The organism is Clostridium sp. HV4-5-A1G (assembly GCF_900184915.1).
Lineage (GTDB): Bacteria > Bacillota > Clostridia > Clostridiales > Clostridiaceae > Clostridium_B > Clostridium_B aromativorans.
The window spans coordinates 1-16,662 of the sequence record NZ_FXYI02000070.1 but is presented as its reverse complement, the minus strand read 5'-3'; the positions used below and the strand labels follow the sequence as shown (position 1 = coordinate 16,662).

Annotated in this window: 11 protein-coding genes and 2 other annotated features; of the genes, 9 read left to right on the top strand and 2 right to left on the bottom strand. The window is 35.2% G+C overall.

The features are described 5' to 3' along the window. Window positions 1-371 precede the first annotated feature (371 nt). The 4 genes from J5G60_RS09185 (at window position 372) to J5G60_RS09170 (ending at window position 6,691) form a co-directional block, all read left to right on the top strand. Window positions 372-2,390, top strand: coding sequence for a penicillin-binding transpeptidase domain-containing protein (locus J5G60_RS09185; RefSeq protein WP_150357740.1), 2,019 nt, complete (start codon window positions 372-374; stop codon window positions 2,388-2,390). 361 nt (window positions 2,391-2,751) lie between these two features. Next, window positions 2,752-3,513, top strand: coding sequence for an IclR family transcriptional regulator (locus J5G60_RS09180; RefSeq protein WP_150357738.1), 762 nt, complete (start codon window positions 2,752-2,754; stop codon window positions 3,511-3,513). A 137-nt stretch (window positions 3,514-3,650) separates the two neighbouring features. After that, a complete protein-coding gene (locus J5G60_RS09175; RefSeq protein ID WP_150357736.1) occupies window positions 3,651-4,967 on the top strand; it encodes a ClC family H(+)/Cl(-) exchange transporter in 1,317 nt (438 codons plus the stop codon). A gap of 89 nt (window positions 4,968-5,056) precedes the next feature. Continuing rightward, on the top strand, window positions 5,057-6,691 hold the full coding sequence (locus tag J5G60_RS09170) for a M20/M25/M40 family metallo-hydrolase (RefSeq protein ID WP_150357734.1): 1,635 nt from the start codon (window positions 5,057-5,059) through the stop codon (window positions 6,689-6,691). Between the two features lie 138 nt (window positions 6,692-6,829). On the opposite strand, the gene J5G60_RS09165 is transcribed toward J5G60_RS09170, so the two are convergent. Then, window positions 6,830-7,822, bottom strand: coding sequence for a 3D domain-containing protein (locus tag J5G60_RS09165; RefSeq protein WP_150357732.1), 993 nt, complete (start codon window positions 7,820-7,822; stop codon window positions 6,830-6,832). Window positions 7,823-8,211: 389 nt separating this feature from the next. Between J5G60_RS09165 and J5G60_RS09160 the strand changes: the two genes are divergently transcribed. The 4 genes from J5G60_RS09160 to J5G60_RS09145 all read left to right on the top strand — a co-directional run bounded on the left by J5G60_RS09160 (window position 8,212) and on the right by J5G60_RS09145 (window position 12,828). Then, on the top strand, window positions 8,212-9,084 hold the full coding sequence (locus J5G60_RS09160) for a DegV family protein (protein WP_150357730.1): 873 nt from the start codon (window positions 8,212-8,214) through the stop codon (window positions 9,082-9,084). A 201-nt stretch (window positions 9,085-9,285) separates the two neighbouring features. Beyond that, window positions 9,286-9,497 (top strand) — a binding site (T-box leader). A gap of 130 nt (window positions 9,498-9,627) precedes the next feature. After that, a complete protein-coding gene (locus J5G60_RS09155; RefSeq protein WP_150357728.1) occupies window positions 9,628-10,425 on the top strand; it encodes an electron transfer flavoprotein subunit beta/FixA family protein in 798 nt (265 codons plus the stop codon). A 4-nt stretch (window positions 10,426-10,429) separates the two neighbouring features. Continuing rightward, a complete protein-coding gene (locus tag J5G60_RS09150; protein WP_150357726.1) occupies window positions 10,430-11,416 on the top strand; it encodes an electron transfer flavoprotein subunit alpha/FixB family protein in 987 nt (328 codons plus the stop codon). 26 nt (window positions 11,417-11,442) lie between these two features. After that, window positions 11,443-12,828: an FAD-binding oxidoreductase gene (locus tag J5G60_RS09145; RefSeq protein WP_150357724.1), complete on the top strand. Its 1,386-nt coding sequence runs from the start codon at window positions 11,443-11,445 to the stop codon at window positions 12,826-12,828. A gap of 103 nt (window positions 12,829-12,931) precedes the next feature. Here the strand turns inward: J5G60_RS09145 and J5G60_RS09140 are convergent, their stop codons facing one another. Further along, window positions 12,932-14,353, bottom strand: coding sequence for a sodium:solute symporter family protein (locus tag J5G60_RS09140; RefSeq protein ID WP_150357722.1), 1,422 nt, complete (start codon window positions 14,351-14,353; stop codon window positions 12,932-12,934). A gap of 208 nt (window positions 14,354-14,561) precedes the next feature. After that, window positions 14,562-14,780, bottom strand: a binding site (T-box leader). A gap of 350 nt (window positions 14,781-15,130) precedes the next feature. On the opposite strand from J5G60_RS09140, the gene J5G60_RS09135 reads away from it, so the two are divergent. Continuing rightward, the gene (locus J5G60_RS09135; RefSeq protein ID WP_150357720.1) at window positions 15,131-16,513 is read left to right on the top strand and encodes an FAD-binding oxidoreductase; all 1,383 of its coding nucleotides are present in this window, start codon (window positions 15,131-15,133) and stop codon (window positions 16,511-16,513) included. Window positions 16,514-16,662: the final 149 nt, after the last annotated feature.

Below are 16,662 nucleotides of genomic sequence, written 5' to 3'. Positions count from 1 at the left end.
GTCCTAAATGCAGCACACACCATGACAGGGATATAAACGCCAGCAAAAATCTGCTGAAATTAGCCATATAATTTTGGTAATACACTGAGGTTGGTTCGACCTTTAGAGCTTAGGTAAACTTGTTCCATTAGGAATATTGACTAAGAAGCCATCCACTTCTATAAGTGGTGGTAGTTCACTTGCTATAAACTCATCAGAGATTAAAAACCTGTATGGATAGAAATGAATTTATATAATTTGGCATAGAGGATACTAATAGAACGGGAAGGAAAATAGCTCTGAGAATTTCCCATATTTTCATTGAGAAAATAAAACGGATGTATTATGATAATAAAAGATTACAAATTTATATATGGTAATGAGGTTGATGTATGAGACGTAAATTTTTACTGGCAATTTGCATGCTTTTGTTCTTAATTGTTGCAGGAGGCTGCAGCAAAAACAAGGCTGTAGAGAAAAGCAGCAATGATTATATAAAGGCATGGGTGCAGAAAGATTATAAATTAATGTACCGTCAGATAAGTAGTGACAGCAAATTGGAAATATCAGAAAAGAATTTTATAAACAGGTATGATAATATTTACAGCGGTATGGAATTAAAAAAAATAAGCGTTAAAATTGACACTGATAAGGATATAGAATATAAGGATGGAAAAGCCCAGGTTCCTGTAAAGGTTGATATGGATACTCCAGCTGGTGAAATAAAATTTTCAAATACTATAAATTTAGAAAAAGAAAATAAAGAGTGGAAAATTGCATGGGATTCCAAGGCCATATTTCCCAAACTGGACAAAAATGATAAAGTTAGAGTGGAAGTTAAAAGAGGGAAAAGAGGAACCATTTATGATAGAAATGGAAATGCCTTAGCTGAAGATGGAAATGCAGCTCAGGTTGGAATTATACCTGGTGAATTTAATAAAAATCCTGAAAATATTAAGGCACAGATTGCAGCCCTTTTGAATACTTCAGAAGAGGACATAGATAAGAAGCTCTCTGAATCCTATGTAAAAAAGGATATGTTTATTCCCATAAAAATTATGCCAGAGGACGATGACAGGCTAAATTTTCTGGAACAGGGCTTAGGAGTAAGTGTAAGAGATGTTGAGGAACGGATATATCCCCTTAAGGATGCAGCGGCTCATCTTACAGGATACGTGAGAAAGGTTACAGCCCAAGATTTAAAATCTGACAAGAATTACAGTGCTGATGATGTAATAGGACAATACGGACTGGAGAAGATATACGATAATGTTTTAAGAGCTAGAGATGGTTATGATATATATATTGTAGATGGAAATGGGAAAAGAAAAAGCACCATTATAAAGAAAAATGTTGAGAATGGCAGTAATATAAGAGTCACTATAGATTCAAAGATTCAAACTTTACTCTACGATGAATTAAAGCAAGATGCAGGTACAGGGGTAAGCATGAATCCAAAAACTGGTGAGGTTCTCTCATTGGTAAGTACACCTTCATTTGATCCCAATGATTTTGTAATGGGTATGTCAAATGATAAATGGAAAAGCTTGAATGAAGATAAAAAAAGGGTTTTTTATAATCGCTTTCAGGGCATTCAGGTTCCGGGTTCCATCTTCAAGCCTATTACAGCTGCAATAGGTCTGAAGACGGGAAAGCTGAATCCAGAGGAATCCAAGAATGTTTCAGGCCTCAAATGGCGAAAAGACAGCAGCTGGGGAGGATACTACATTACAAGAGTGGAAGATTATGGGCAGCCGAGTGATCTCTTAAATGCACTTGTGCATTCGGATAATATATATTTTGCACAAGCTGCACTTGATATAGGAAAAGAAAATATGGAAAATCAATTGAAGAATTTTGGTATTGGAGAAACTATGCCTTTTGAGTATAAACTTTCAAAGTCACAAATTTCAGCTGATAACAAGATAACAAGTGAGATTCAATTGGCTGACAGCGGCTATGGCCAGGGACAGATATTGTTGAATCCGGTACACCTTATGGCTATATATGATTCGCTTGTCAATGGCGGAAATATAGTTAAACCATATTTGCTGTATAAAGATCACCCCAAAGCTGAAATATGGAAGAAAAGTGTATATTCCAAAGAAATAGCAAATACCATTTTAAGGGATTTAGTGCAGGTAGTTCAAAATCCACATGGAACCGGACACGGGGCATATATTCCGGGTATGAACTTAGCAGGAAAAACAGGTACTGCCGAAATAAAGGCATCTCAGCAAGATGGAACGGGGACGGAGTTGGGTTGGTTTGCAGCGGTTAATGTAAATAATCCAAATCTTCTTGTGGTGGCAATGGTAGAGAATGCCAAGGATAAAGGGGGAAGTCATTATGTAGTGCCCATGGTGAAAAATGTTTTTCAAAAATATAGTATCTTATGCGAAGAAAAATAAGATAAAAATTACAGTTCAGGGAGCACTTACAGGGATTGGATTACAGCAGGGGCAGTGCCTAAGGATGGAATTATGCTTATTTAGACATGTTACTCCGGAATGCTTCAACCTTTTTAAAATTACAAAGATAGGAACAGTGGGAGATTGCCTTGAAGTTCTCCTAAATTGATAAAATCATTGGAGAAAATGAAAAAATCTAATGTTAAAATTGGCACAGACTAGCAAAAACAACAGCTTGACACAAATAGACATGAATGATATATTGATAATTGAAAAATTAGGATGAAATACTAATTATATAAATTGTATATTAGTTAGCAGCAGGGTAATTAATACTAAAATTTTTAAGAGGGGAATTAATATGGCAGATGGAAATTCAAGTACCAGGTCAATAGAGAGAGCCTTTGACATATTGGAATGTTTTATTTTTGATGGTATAGAATTATCATTGATGGAAATTTCAAATAAAATTAATTTGTCTCCTAGTACAGTTCACAGACTTATCGGTACCCTTCAAAAAAGAGGATACTTACGGAGAAATCCAATAAACAAAAAATATTATCTGGGCAGTTTGATTGTCCAGTTGGGAAATATAAGTATAAATATCTTGAAGAAGGAATTTACGCAAGTTGCATTTCCATATATGGTAAAACTGAGAGATAAATTCAATGAAAGTGTTACTATGTATGTGAGAAATAACAATAAGCGTGTTTGTGTACAGAGAGTGGAATCAAGACAGAGCCTAAGGCTGGTTATGAATATTGGAAGCATATTGCCTCTGGAAAAAGGAGCACCTGGTAAGGTATTGCTAGCTGCGTTACCAGACGAGAAAATAAAAGCTTTATTGGGAAATTATGATGAAGCTTTGAGTAAGTCTTTAGAGGAAGTGCGCAAAAATAAATATGCTGTAAGTAGAGGAGAAAGGGAAAAAGGATTGGGGGCTATAGCTGTACCTGTTTTTTTTGTGGATGGTAAAGTTATCGCTGCACTTTCCATGACTGGCCCTATAAATAGACTTTTAAATAAGGATGTTGAACAAAAAGTTAAGGCTGTAATTGAATGTGCTTCGGAAATATCAGCCGCATTGGGTTATATGGATTTAACAAGATCAAATAATTCTTAAATATGGTAAAAGTATAGTATATTTAAATGTCAGAGTTAAGAGGTTAGATGTCAAATTGTGGTGGGTTTTCGGTTAATACCGAAAATCTTTATTATTATTTGGTGTTTGTACTGTAAGATCTTATATGGGAGATGTAAATGATAAATAATATTGTAAATACAATGAGGATTTGGTATGATTTTAAAATAAAAATAATTTTAGGAAGCATAGTAGTAGGTATTTTAACAGGATTTGTAGCATCGTGTTACAGGTATCTTTTGGAGGAATCACTTATCTTTGCACATTTTATTTATGGTATGCAGCTTGAAAAGCTCTGGTTTATTCCAATATGGACTGTTGTCCTCGCAACTTCAGGTTATATAGTTGGATGTATAGTTAAGAGTGATTCTATGGTGGCCGGCAGCGGTATACCCCAAGTAGAAGGTATTTTGATGGGAAAGTTGAGCATGAATTGGTACAAGGTGATATTAAAAAAATTTATAGCAGGTGTTATGGCAATTGCAGCAGGATTATCTTTAGGAAGAGAGGGACCTTCCATACAAATAGGCGCAGCAGTGGGACAAGGTGTTGACAGACTATTTAAAGGAACTGAGCTGGAGAAAAAATTGTTAATGACAAGCGGTGCCAGTGCAGGACTTGCAGCTGCTTTTAATGCACCTTTAGCTGGATGCATTTTTGCACTCGAGGAAATTCATAAAAATTTTTCACCTAAAATTTTAATTCCGGCTTTTTCAGCATCTATTATTTCAGATATTATAGCTAAGCAGTTCTTTGGGATGTCGCCTGTATTTAATTTCAAATATGTTAAAGTGGTGACTCTTGGAGATTATGGTTATATAGTAATGCTTGGAATGATTTTAGCTTTATGTGGAGTGGCATTTAATAAATCACTTTTAAAATCCCAGGATATTTATAACAGTATAAAATTTCTCAATGTAAAAAATAAGCCTGTAATAGCTTTTTTGGTAGCTGGTGTTATGGGACTTGTTTTGCCGCAGGTGCTGGGAGGAGGCCATGATTTAGTTTCTGATCTTACAATCTCAAATATGACTGTCCAGATGCTGGTTGTAATACTAGTAGGAAAATTTTTATTTACAATGTCTTCCTATGGTTCAGGTACTCCAGGGGGAATATTTTTACCTCTTCTAGTTATTGGGGCACTTGTAGGAAGTATTTATGGAAATATTATTCATGTACTATTTGGATTTGATCTACAGTATATAAACGATTTGATAATACTTGGAATGGCTGGATATTTTTCATCAGTTGTAAAGTCTCCAATTACGGGTGTTGTGCTTATTATAGAGATGACTGGAGCATTTACTAGCCTTTTGCCAATTTCCGTGGTGTGCGTAACTGCCTATGTATTTTCAGATATGTTGAATTCTAAACCTGTATATGAACTTCTTTTAAGCAGAATATTAAATACTCATAAGAAAGCTATGCATAATTAATTTCTACATTGATGCTGGAATCATATTTTATAGTCATAGAATTATGTTCACATTTAAAAATGTAGTGAATATGAAAAGGAGAATGAAAAATGGATTTTCAGAAGAACGTCTATAATACTATGAAAGAATTAGTAGCTATACCAAGTATATCTGGAACAAATCAAGAGAGCATTATGGCGGATAAAATATATAAAAAAATTGTGGAAATTCCTTATTTTAAAGAAAATAGTCATAATGTAGGAATAGAGGATATCGCAGGTGATCCTTTGGGCAGAAGCTTTGTATGGGCGGCGGTAAATGGAAAAGAACGTGATCAAAGTACATTTATACTATCGGGACATTTGGATGTAGTTGGAATAGAAGAATTTGGGCATTTAAAATCTGTAGCCTTTGACGTGGAAAAATGTACTAAAAAAATTTCAGAAATGGAATTGGATAAAAACACTAGAAGAGATGTTGAATCAGGTAACTGGATATTTGGAAGAGGGACGGCAGACATGAAGTTCGGAATAGCACTTAACATGGAGCTCATAAGAGAATTCAGTATAAATAGAAATTTTAAAGGAAATGTGATGATTCTCATAGTGCCCGGGGAGGAAAGCAATTCTGAGGGAATGGTTGCAGCAGTTCCTTTTCTGCTAAAGTTAGCTGAAAAAAAGAAGTATAATTACTGTGGTATGATAATATCTGAGCCAAGTATACCTGAAAAGGGAGAAATTGAAAGTAAGAGATTGTACATAGGCAGTGTAGGTAAGATCATGCCTCTGTTTTTTTGTGTGGGAAAAGAAACCCATGTAGGTGAATCATTAAACGGTTTGAATCCAAATTTGATAGTTTCGGAAATTAACAGACTGTTAGAATGTAGTGAGAAATTTTCAGATAGTGCCTATGGTACTGTTACTCCGCCGCCTATGTGCTTAAAACAGATGGATTTAAAGGAACTCTATTCGGTTCAGAGCCCTCTTTATGCTGCAGCATATTATAATGTATTGACTCTTAAAATAAAATACGAAGAGCTTATTGAAAAATTGAAAAGTTTAGCTAATACGGCTTTTTTGAATGTATTGGATAACATCTCGCAAAAAAGAAATGGATTTGAGAAAAAGTCGCATCAAAATTTGGACCTTGAGCATTTTCAGCCTTGTGTCATGACCTATAGAGACATTCTTTCACAAGTTGAAAATAAATATGATGATTTTAGCAGTTATATAAGTCAAAAAATTGATGTGTGGAAGAAGGAGAAAAAGGACAATCAAACAATAGCTGTAAATATAGTGAGGGAAACATATGAGTTATATGAAGAAAAAAAGCCTATGATAATAATTTCCTTTATTCCACCATATTATCCACATAAATATCTGGCAAATAAAGATGGCATCAGCAGTAAGTTCATGGATGTTATCGACGGGACCATTGAGTATGCGAGAGAAGAGTTTCAGGAGAATATAGTAAAAACTGATTTTTTTATGGGTATATCAGATGCAAGTTATACAGGTATCTGTGAAAGTGATTCTTCTGTAGACAGCCTTATTTCCAATATAGTGGGATATGATATAATTTATAAACTTCCTGTAGATGAATTGAAAAAAATTAATATTCCGGTAATAGTTTTTGGAGGGGAGGGAAAAGATCTGCATAAATATACGGAGAGGTTGAATTTACCCTATTCTTTTAATGTAATTCCGGAACTTTATAAGTACATTATACTTAACATGTTAAAATGATTATGCTGAAAATGGAAGTGAGAAGATCCATGTAAATAGTAATACAGAATATTATGAATAAAGTAGGCGATAAATATCTATAAAAAAACTGCATGCTTTTTATAAAAGGCATGCAGTTTTTGAAATTCAGCAATGTGGTTAATTAAGCACATATACATTTACAGATCTTCTTCCCCAACTTTGGGCTTCAGCTTGGGAGGGTACGAACAAATCTATTCTATTTCCCCTAATGGCTCCACCGATGTCTGCTGCAATAGCATACCCATATCCCTCTACATAAACTCTGGAGCCAAGAGGTATAACTCTAGGATCTACAGCAATAGTGCTGTAGCCGCCGGCATCTCTTCTAGTAGGTCTTCCAGAAGCTGTATAACCGTTGTCACAGTAAGCAGTTGCCTGCATGGAGAAGACTCTAGAATAAGAATAGGATCCTCCACGGGACAAGGTTTGATTTCCGCCATTAGTACCAGCCATGGCAGTATAATAAGAAGTTTGTGCATTTTGAGAATTTTGTTCAGCCAATAGTGTTTGTTCTCTTTCAGTTGCTTTAGAAAGCAGCTGCTTTTGCTGGCTTATGTCATTACTTAATTTAGATAAGATAACCTCATTGTTTGCTCTTAAAGACTGCAACCTGTTGTTTTCAGTATTTAAAGTTTTCTTTTCCATTTCTATAGCTAGTTCATTCTTTTTTAGTTTAGCAATAATACCATTATCAAACTTTATAACTCTTGTAATAGTATCAATTCTAGATAAAAAGTCACTTAAATCTTTGGAAGACAATATGATCTCTAGATATCCATTGGTGCCATTTATGTACATGGCTCGTACTCTTTTTTTGAAGAGATCATTTTGTAATTGGGAATTATTTTTGGCAATTTTCAATTTAACCTGTGTGTTTTTGATATTATTGGCGATTCTATTCATATCTTTTTTATTTTCATCAATTTTTTGTATTACGCCATTGATTTGATTATTTAAATCTCCCACCTTTGCTTCCAATTGCCTTTTGTTATATTGAGCTTGTTTTAATTCGTCTGACGTATTTGCTGTAGAAGATATAGCAAAAACGTTTCCGCACGTCATTACGGTTAATACAAGACTCATAATAACAGATAAGGTTTTTTTATTCAATTTATTTTCCCCCTTAAAATGGTTATTAAGCCTTGAAATTTAATTCAAAACTTACTAATAGTTTTTATTATATCATTAATGTATGTAGGAACTCAAGTTTTTAAGACCAATTCAATGATAATATTGGCAAAAGATCCATTTTAGTATAAAATAAATAAGATTACACAGTTAAAAATTTTTGTAAGAGACTTTTGTAAATCTCAGCATAAAATGATAAAATGTTTATATGACTTAGGTTAAAAAACAGTAATTTTTTACGTAGAGATATACTTATGCTCAGAATGAGCATTCTAATGTATTTGCATTTTAGAAAATATAACCGAAGATTTTGGGTTATAGGTTACCTTTAATAAACCTAAATTTGTCATAATAAGGAGTAAAGCTACTAAATGAATATAGCTGTTGTAACTGATAGTAATAGTGGAATATCTGAACGTGAAGCAAAAGAATGGGGCATTTATATTCTTCCCATGCCTATCATTATTGAGGATGATATTTATTTTGAAGGAAAAAATATTACTAAGGAATTATTTTATAATAGCCTTATATCAGGAAAAAATGTTTCAACATCACAGCCATCTCCAGGAAATGTTGTAAATTTATGGGAATCTATTTTAAACGATGGATATGATGAGATTGTATATATACCTATGTCCAGCGGATTAAGCAGTTCTTGTCATACTGCTTTGAGTTTGGCATTGGAATATAAAGGACGTGTGGAGGTAGTAGATAATCATAGAATATCTGTTACACAAAAGCACTCGGTTATGGAAGCTGTAAGCCTATCCAGAAACAATTACTCGGCCTTTGATATAAAAAGAATCTTAGAGAAAAATGCTTATGAATCCAGTATATATATTGCAGTGGATACATTGGAGTATTTGAAAAAGGGAGGACGAGTAACTCCTGCAGGTGCAGCTGTGGGTTCCGTTTTAAATATAAAGCCTGTTTTAACTATTCAAGGAGGCAAATTAGATGCCTTTTCAGTAACCAGAGGAATGAATAAATGTAAAAAGAAAATGATAGAGGCAATAAAAGATGATATTAATCTTCGTTTTGGGGGTCCGAGTACTTTAAGAATAAAAATAGGGGCTGCTGGAAGTTTCTTAGATGATGAGATGGCAGTAAAATGGAAAAATGAAGTATCTGCTGCTTTTGATAATATACAGGTTACTTATGATCCCTTAGCATTTAGTATAGGATGTCATGTCGGCCCTAATGCAATTGGAATTGGAGTGAGTAAAGTAGTGTGCAATATATGATTATTTGGTAATTGTTAAAACTTAACTTACTGGATAGTTGGAATTTAGACAAGCAAATATAATAGTCACAGAAAAGGTAAAACCTGATAATGAGAAACGGCAAAATACTCACTTTTTATGTTTTTGAACTGAATTTTTATTGCAGCATTTATTGACATTGGTAAAAATGTATAGTAAACTATAACTCAACAAATAAAAAACACAAAAGCTTTGATAGGACAAAGTAAATATGAAGATATTTGAAGAGAACGGGAATTAGGTGGGAACCTGTAAATACACATATTGAAACTCATCCAGGAGCTGCAGGCTGAATGTAGATATAGTTAGTAAGCTGAGCCGGTTTTTGTATAAATCGTTACATCAATTGAGCATAAAATTGGGTGGTACCGCGGTAGCTCTTTTTCGCCCCAGCGAAAAAGAGCTACTTTTTTATTTTTAAATTAATAAAATTTGCAAACAGCATGTTAATGGAACAGTTTACATACATATATAATGTACTGGTTGCAGCACTGTTAAAATTATAAGAGAAATGGAGGCTGTTGTATGAATATTGTAGTTTTGGTTAAACAAGTACCGGATATGGAGAAAGTAAAATTTGACAGTGAAAGGGGAGTGGTGGATCGTAAATCTGCTGGTACAGAAATTAATCCTTTTGATTTGAATGCTCTGGAAGCGGCAGTACAGATAGGTGAAAAGATTGATTCAACTATAACAGCTGTAAGTATGGGGCCGCCAAGTGCAAAGGATGCATTGAAGGAGTGTATTGCAAGAGGAGCTACGAGGGGAGTGCTTGTAAGTGATATAAAATTTGGAGGCTCAGATACTAGGGCTACATCTACTATATTGTCCAGTACAATTGAGAAGATAGGTGCATATGATCTTATAATTGCCGGTGAAAAGACAGTAGACGGCGATACGGGGCAAGTTGGACCTGAAATAGCGGAATTTTTAAATATTCCTCATGGGAGCTATATAAGCAAAATCCAGGAGATAAGTGAAAGTGAAATCAAGGTTTGCTCTGAAATATGGGAGGGAACTTATTTAAAAAGTATAAAACTACCCGCGCTTATTACGGTGACAAAAGATATAAACGTACCGAGACTTCCATCTTTTAAGAACAAGATGAAGGCCAGAAAGGCTGAAATAGAAGTTATGACCTTTAAGGATTTAGAGGAAAATCTGGGCGCAGACAAAGTGGGACTTAAGGGTTCTCCTACGAAGGTTAAAAAAATTGAGGTTCCCCAAACGGCAAAAAGGGAAGGGAAAATATACAGGGAAAATATTTCTCAAGCAGTAGAGAAGCTTGTTGACATATTTGAAGAAAAAAAGGTGGTGGATTGATAATATGGAGAAAGAGTATAAAGGTATATTGGTATTTGCAGAGCAGAAGAAAGGCAATATCCACAAGGTAAGTTATGAGCTTCTCGGAAAGGCCGGGGAGCTTGCAGATAAATTGAATGTTCCGGTATACAGTGTGCTTTTGGGGCCTAGTGGTATAAAAGCAGGAGAACTGATATACAGGGGTGCCGATAAAGTTTTTTATGTAGAAGATGATGTATTTGATGAGCCTGAAGAGCTTGTTTATAAAATAAATCTGGAACAGATTATATCTAAAATCAAACCTGAAATTTTCCTTATAGGAGCCACCAGCCTTGGAAGATCTCTGGCACCAAGGCTGGCAGCAGCGTTGAATACAGGTCTTACAGCGGATTGTACAGGCCTTGAAATAGACGAAGATGGAAAATTAATTCAAATAAGACCTGCATTTAGTGAAAACATATTGGCCCACATAAAGACAGATACTTATCCCCAGATGTCTACAGTAAGGTACAAGGAATTTGATGAAGCACAAAGAGATGAGCAAAATAAAGGGGAAATTATCAAAGTAGCTGCAGTAAAACCGCAAAACCAACTGGTAAAAGTCATAAGTGAATTGAAGCAGCAAGAAGTAAATATTTCAGATGCCAGCGTAATAGTAGCAGCAGGCAAGGGACTGAAGAAAGCTGAAGATTTCCAGATGATTAAAGAATTGGCAGATTTGCTTGGAGGATTAGTTGGTGCAAGCAGAAGTGTTGTAGATGATGGGTTTATTTCAAAAGATTTTCAGGTAGGATACAGCGGAAACAGAGTAAAACCTAAAATATATATAGCCTGTGGAATTTCAGGAGCACCGCAGCATCTGGCGGGTATGAAGGAATCGGAGTTTATAGTGGCAATCAATACGGATCCATCTGCTCCTATATTCAACGTAGCGGATTATGGAATAGTAGAAGATATGTATAAAATAATACCTGAATTGATTGATGAAATAAAAAATAAGCATACAGTTTGACAATTCATAAAAAGGGGGCAATAACATTGAAAGATGAAATAATTGAAAGTTTAGTGCAAATTGTAGGAGAGGACTGGGTGTTGGATGACTTGTCTAAGATGCAGGGTTATCTATATGATGAAACTGAACCGCTGTTGAGGCCGGAGGCATCAGAAGATTCTGTGGTAGTTAAACCCGGTTCGCCGGAAGAAATATCTGAAATATTAAAATATGCCAACAAGAACCTGATTCCTGTTACTACAAGAGGAGGAGGTACAGGAGTTGTAGGTGGAGCCATACCGATAAAGCCGGGAATAGTTCTGTCTCTTGAAAGGCTCAATAAGGTTGTTGAGCTGGATGAAAAGAATCTGATGATAACTGTTGAAGCAGGGGTAACTTTGGCAGATCTGTTGGAGGTGCTGGGAAGTGAAAGCAAATTGTTCTTCCCTATACACCCAGGAGATGAGGGGGCACAAATAGGTGGGATGGTTGCCACAAATGCCGGTGGGACGAAAGCCGTAAAGCATGGAATCATGAGAAATCACGTGAAAGCACTGGAAGTAGTCCTTCCAACAGGTGAAATAGTTAACCTTGGAGGAAAGCTTATAAAAAACAATATGGGCTATGATCTGCTCCACATGATGATTGGAAGTGAGGGAACGCTGGGAATCATTACAAAGGCCACTTTGAAACTCTATGCCAAAAACAAGTATACGGGCACTCTTGTAGTTTCCTTTAATACGAGAAGGGAAGCCTGCGATTCAGTTCCTAAAATACTGCAGGATGGCATTACTCCGCTGGCGGTGGAATATATGGATAGGATTGTGGCGGAAAAAGCTGCACAGCAGCTTGGCAGCAAATGGCCTGCAGACAATGGGGGTTCTGTGGATCTGATATTCATGTTGGATGAGCCTACAGAAGATGGATTGTACTCCAATAGTGAAAAGATTGTAGAGATATGTGAAAAATACAATTCGGTGGATAGTATTATAGCTGAGACTGCAAAGGAGCAGAGAAATATTCTTGAAATAAGGAGCAATGCCTATGGGCCTTATAAGGATAATATATCGGATGCACTTGATATAGCAGTGCCTCCATCAACGGTTCCCGAGTTCTTTGATGATATAGCAGCTCTTGCTGAAAAATATAACAATAATATCGTGTCTTTAGGACATATTGCCGATGGAAATATTCATAATTTTATCATGGGTGAAAATGGCAAATTGCCTTCTTACTACGAGGAATTAAAAGAAAAGATGTATAAAACTGCCTTAAAGTATGGAGGTACAGTAACTGCAGAGCATGGTACTGGAAAGACGAGAAAGAAGCATATGTCCCTTCAGTTTACTGAAAGGGAAATTGAAATTATGAAAAATATAAAAAATGCATTTGATCCAAATGGAATTCTTAACCCAGGAACTATAATGGATTGATATCTTTGAACAAGTAATTATTGGATTTATGTAAGCCTAATCTCTGTGATAAAATAAAGCTGCAGATAAATAGATTTTACTGCAGCTTTTATTTCAGTTTAAATTACATGATATTTCCGACCGATTCAGATTTAGTATTTACATATATAGTCCTTTTGTCCAATATGGATATTAACAGAAAAGCGCAGAGGCAAGTCAGCCATTCCATAAATATTACATGTGGAAAAATTCTAAAAGAAGGTATAGCTTCCCATAATAATAACACTATAATACCTGTTAAAGTAGTATAAAAAGCGGAACTCTTTCTACATAGACTTGGCATGAATATGGTAAATAAAAATACTATGGTAAAGGCTGTACAGAGACTTAAACCTATCGATATAGTTTTTAATATGCCTGACATGGACAAAGCTAATATAAATGTCAATATACCTATTAAAACTACAAATGTCTTGTTCATTACTATGAGCTTTTCACTTTTTATTCTTGGATTTATAAAGGATTTGTATATATCCTGGGTAAACAACGTAGATGCCCCCAAAAGTAAATTACAAGCAGTAGATACATCTGCGGCCCAGAGAGCTGCCAAAGTCAAACCTGCAGCTATGGGATTTAGAGACAGTATCATTTTAGGTAGAGCCAGAGTTGCACTTACATTGGGAAAAGAAGTTTTAGCTGCTATGCCTATTAAAGCACATAAAAATCCTATTGGAATCATGAGAAGCCCTGCTATTATAAATCCTCTTTTTGCGGTTTTTGAATCCCTGGCGGCAAAAGCTAATTGTACAGGCCCTTGCATGGACATAACCTGTGTGATCATAATGAGAAACCAGCTTAAAATTATCCATATGCCAGTACCCTCTACAGGACTGAAATAGTGTATATTTTGAGGAAGCTGTAATTTTATATTTTCAAATCCTCCTCTGGAAGCTACTGCCAGCAGGGTGCATAGTATAATTCCCGTATATTTTATGGGAACATTAAACATATTACATAATCCTGCAGACCACATTCCTCCTATGAAGGTTATTCCTATAAATACACAGGCGCTAACTACCATACCTGTTTTCAATGTGAATACTTCAGGAAGCAGTGAAGATAAAATGGATCCTCCTGCAATGTATTGAAGGGATACAATTACTACGAGAATAATTATCTGACATATAACACAGACAATTCTTCCCTTTTCATCATAGAATTTTCCAAATAATTCAGGGACAGTGGCTACATTGAACTCTCTGTATTTTCCCGCTGTTAGGAATCCCATCAAAATGGCTCCAGTACCCCAGGCCACGTTATACCAGCCTGCAGATAGACCTATGTCATAAGCTTGTTCTGCAACACCTATGGTAGAGGCTCCACCTATGGCAAGACCTATTAGTGAACAGGTTACAAGGGGAGTAGTTAGCTGTCTTCCTGCAAGAGTATAACTTTCTCCCCCTTTTAGAGCCTTTTTTCTAGCAAAAAAACTTATTATAAACAGCATTGATATATATAGAATTATGATTATCAGCGATATATTCATTTTATGACCCCCTCTTAATATAAATTCAAATATCGAATTCTAAAGTTTTGTAGTTTAATTAAATTGTGCATTGTCAGCTGTTCATTTATAATTGAACAATAAAAAAACGCCCCTGGCCAAGGGACGAAGCAGTCGTGGTACCACCCTAGTTAAGCAATAAAGTGAATTTCTGAAATTTTCAAGGTGGTAATAAAAAAAGCACCTGCGATTAAGGGACGAAGCTTAATCGTGGTACCACCCTATTTCAGAAACAAATTATTGTTTATCTCTTACTCTTAACGCAAGTTAAACGGCTCAGCCTACTAGTTATTAGAAATTTCAGCCTGCGGTTCAAGAATGTATTTCATAAATTATATCAAACAGTTTACACCAACCACTGCTTCTCTTTATGATACTATTTATTACTTTTTTCTATCTTCACCTGTATATAAAATCTATTATAAAATGAAATTGTCATAAATTCAAAATTTAAATATGCCTGATAACCTTATTGCAATAAAATATATGTGAATATCTACGGATATTTTAAAAATACGCCATGGGTCAAATACGAAATTTCTGAATGTTTATAATATTTATTGACATTGCCAAAAATTTGTAGTAAACTAACTTTTAGCGAATATATGTAAAATATTGATAGTGTATATTTTATATGTATAACGTTTACATAAATTTGCGATTTAAAACCTATATAAATTGTACAAGCATTGAAGTATATGGGAATTTTTAAGGAATATAATTTAATTGAATGATTCATTAAAATAGGGGGCAATAGAGTTGAAAAACAAAGTGATTGAAAATTTAAGGCAAATTGTAGGAGAAGATTGGGTTGTAGATGAACTATCTAAAATGCAAAGTTATCTTTATGATGAGACAGAACCTTTATTGAGACCAGAGGCGTCAAAAGATTGTGTAGTAGTTAAACCTGGTTCGCCGGGAGAAATATCTCAAATATTAAAATATGCCAATGAGGTTTTGATGCCTGTGGCTGTCAGAGGTGGAGCTACAGGAGTGTGTGCTGGAACTATACCTATAAAACCGAGTATTGTTTTATCACTTGAAAGGCTCAACAGTATTGTTGAACTAGATGAAAAGAATTTAATGATAACTGTTGAATCAGGAGTTACTTTAGGTAGTCTGCTGGAATTCTTAAGTAAAAACAGTAAATTGTTTTTCCCTATACATCCAGGGGATGAAGGGGCACAAATAGGAGGAATGGTTGCTGCAAATGCTGGAGGTTCAAAGGCTGTGAGACATGGAATCATGAGAAATCACGTAAAGGCACTGGAAGTTGTTCTTCCGACAGGTGAAATAGTTACACTTGGTGGTAAGCTCATAAAAAATAATGCGGGTTATGATTTGCTTCATATGGTGATTGGCAGTGAAGGAACTCTTGGAATCATTACGAAGGCGACTTTGAAACTCTACCCTGTAAATAAGTATTCTGGTACACTTCTGGTTTCATTTAATAACAGGAGAGAAGCCTGTGATGCAGTACCGGAAATACTTCAGGAAGGTATTTTACCGCTGGCGGTAGAGTATATGGATAGGGCAGCTGCTGTAAAGACTGCAAAAAAGCTTGGTACTACCTGGCCTGCTGCCGAAGGTTCCATAGATTTGATGTTTGTGCTGGATGAACACACCGAAGATGAACTGTATTCAAACAGTGAAAAGATTGTTGATATATGTAAAAAACACAATGCAGTTAACAGCATTATAGCAGAAACTGCAAAGGAACAGAGGAATATCCTGGAGATAAGAAGTGCTGCCTATGATTCTTATAAGGAAGTATTGGCAGATGTACTTGATACAGCTGTTCCTCCTTCAAGTGTACCGGATTTCTTTGATGACATAGCTGCATTGGCTAAAAAATATAATAATGACATAGTATCTCTGGGGCATATTGCCGATGGAAATATTCATAATTTCATCATGGGTGAAAATGGCAAGATACCTTCCTATTATGAAGAGTTAATGGTGGAAATATATAAGACGGCAATAAAGTACGGCGGTACAATAACAGCAGAACATGGGACCGGAAAAACAAAAAAGAAACATTTAGGCATTCAGTTTAGTGAACGGGAGATTCAAATCATGGAGGGAATAAAGAAGACGTTTGATCCAAATGGAATTCTTAGTCCCGGAAATATAGTTGATTGATTTTGTCAATGCTTATGAAAACTGCAGTTAGATTTTGTCACTGCAGTTTTTTATAAATATTATTTTTAATCCACAAAAAATGTGAATACATTTTGAACAACAGGTTTCTTATGATATTATAATAAGTAATATTAAAATATATCTTATAT

Coding starts and splice junctions, on each gene's coding strand:
- J5G60_RS09185 (WP_150357740.1), top strand. CDS start 372: ATGAGACGTAAATTTTTACTGGCAATTTGCATGCTTTTGTTCTTAATT.
- J5G60_RS09180 (WP_150357738.1), top strand. CDS start 2,752: ATGGCAGATGGAAATTCAAGTACCAGGTCAATAGAGAGAGCCTTTGAC.
- J5G60_RS09175 (WP_150357736.1), top strand. CDS start 3,651: ATGATAAATAATATTGTAAATACAATGAGGATTTGGTATGATTTTAAA.
- J5G60_RS09170 (WP_150357734.1), top strand. CDS start 5,057: ATGGATTTTCAGAAGAACGTCTATAATACTATGAAAGAATTAGTAGCT.
- J5G60_RS09160 (WP_150357730.1), top strand. CDS start 8,212: ATGAATATAGCTGTTGTAACTGATAGTAATAGTGGAATATCTGAACGT.
- J5G60_RS09155 (WP_150357728.1), top strand. CDS start 9,628: ATGAATATTGTAGTTTTGGTTAAACAAGTACCGGATATGGAGAAAGTA.
- J5G60_RS09150 (WP_150357726.1), top strand. CDS start 10,430: ATGGAGAAAGAGTATAAAGGTATATTGGTATTTGCAGAGCAGAAGAAA.
- J5G60_RS09140 (WP_150357722.1), bottom strand. CDS start 14,353: ATGAATATATCGCTGATAATCATAATTCTATATATATCAATGCTGTTT.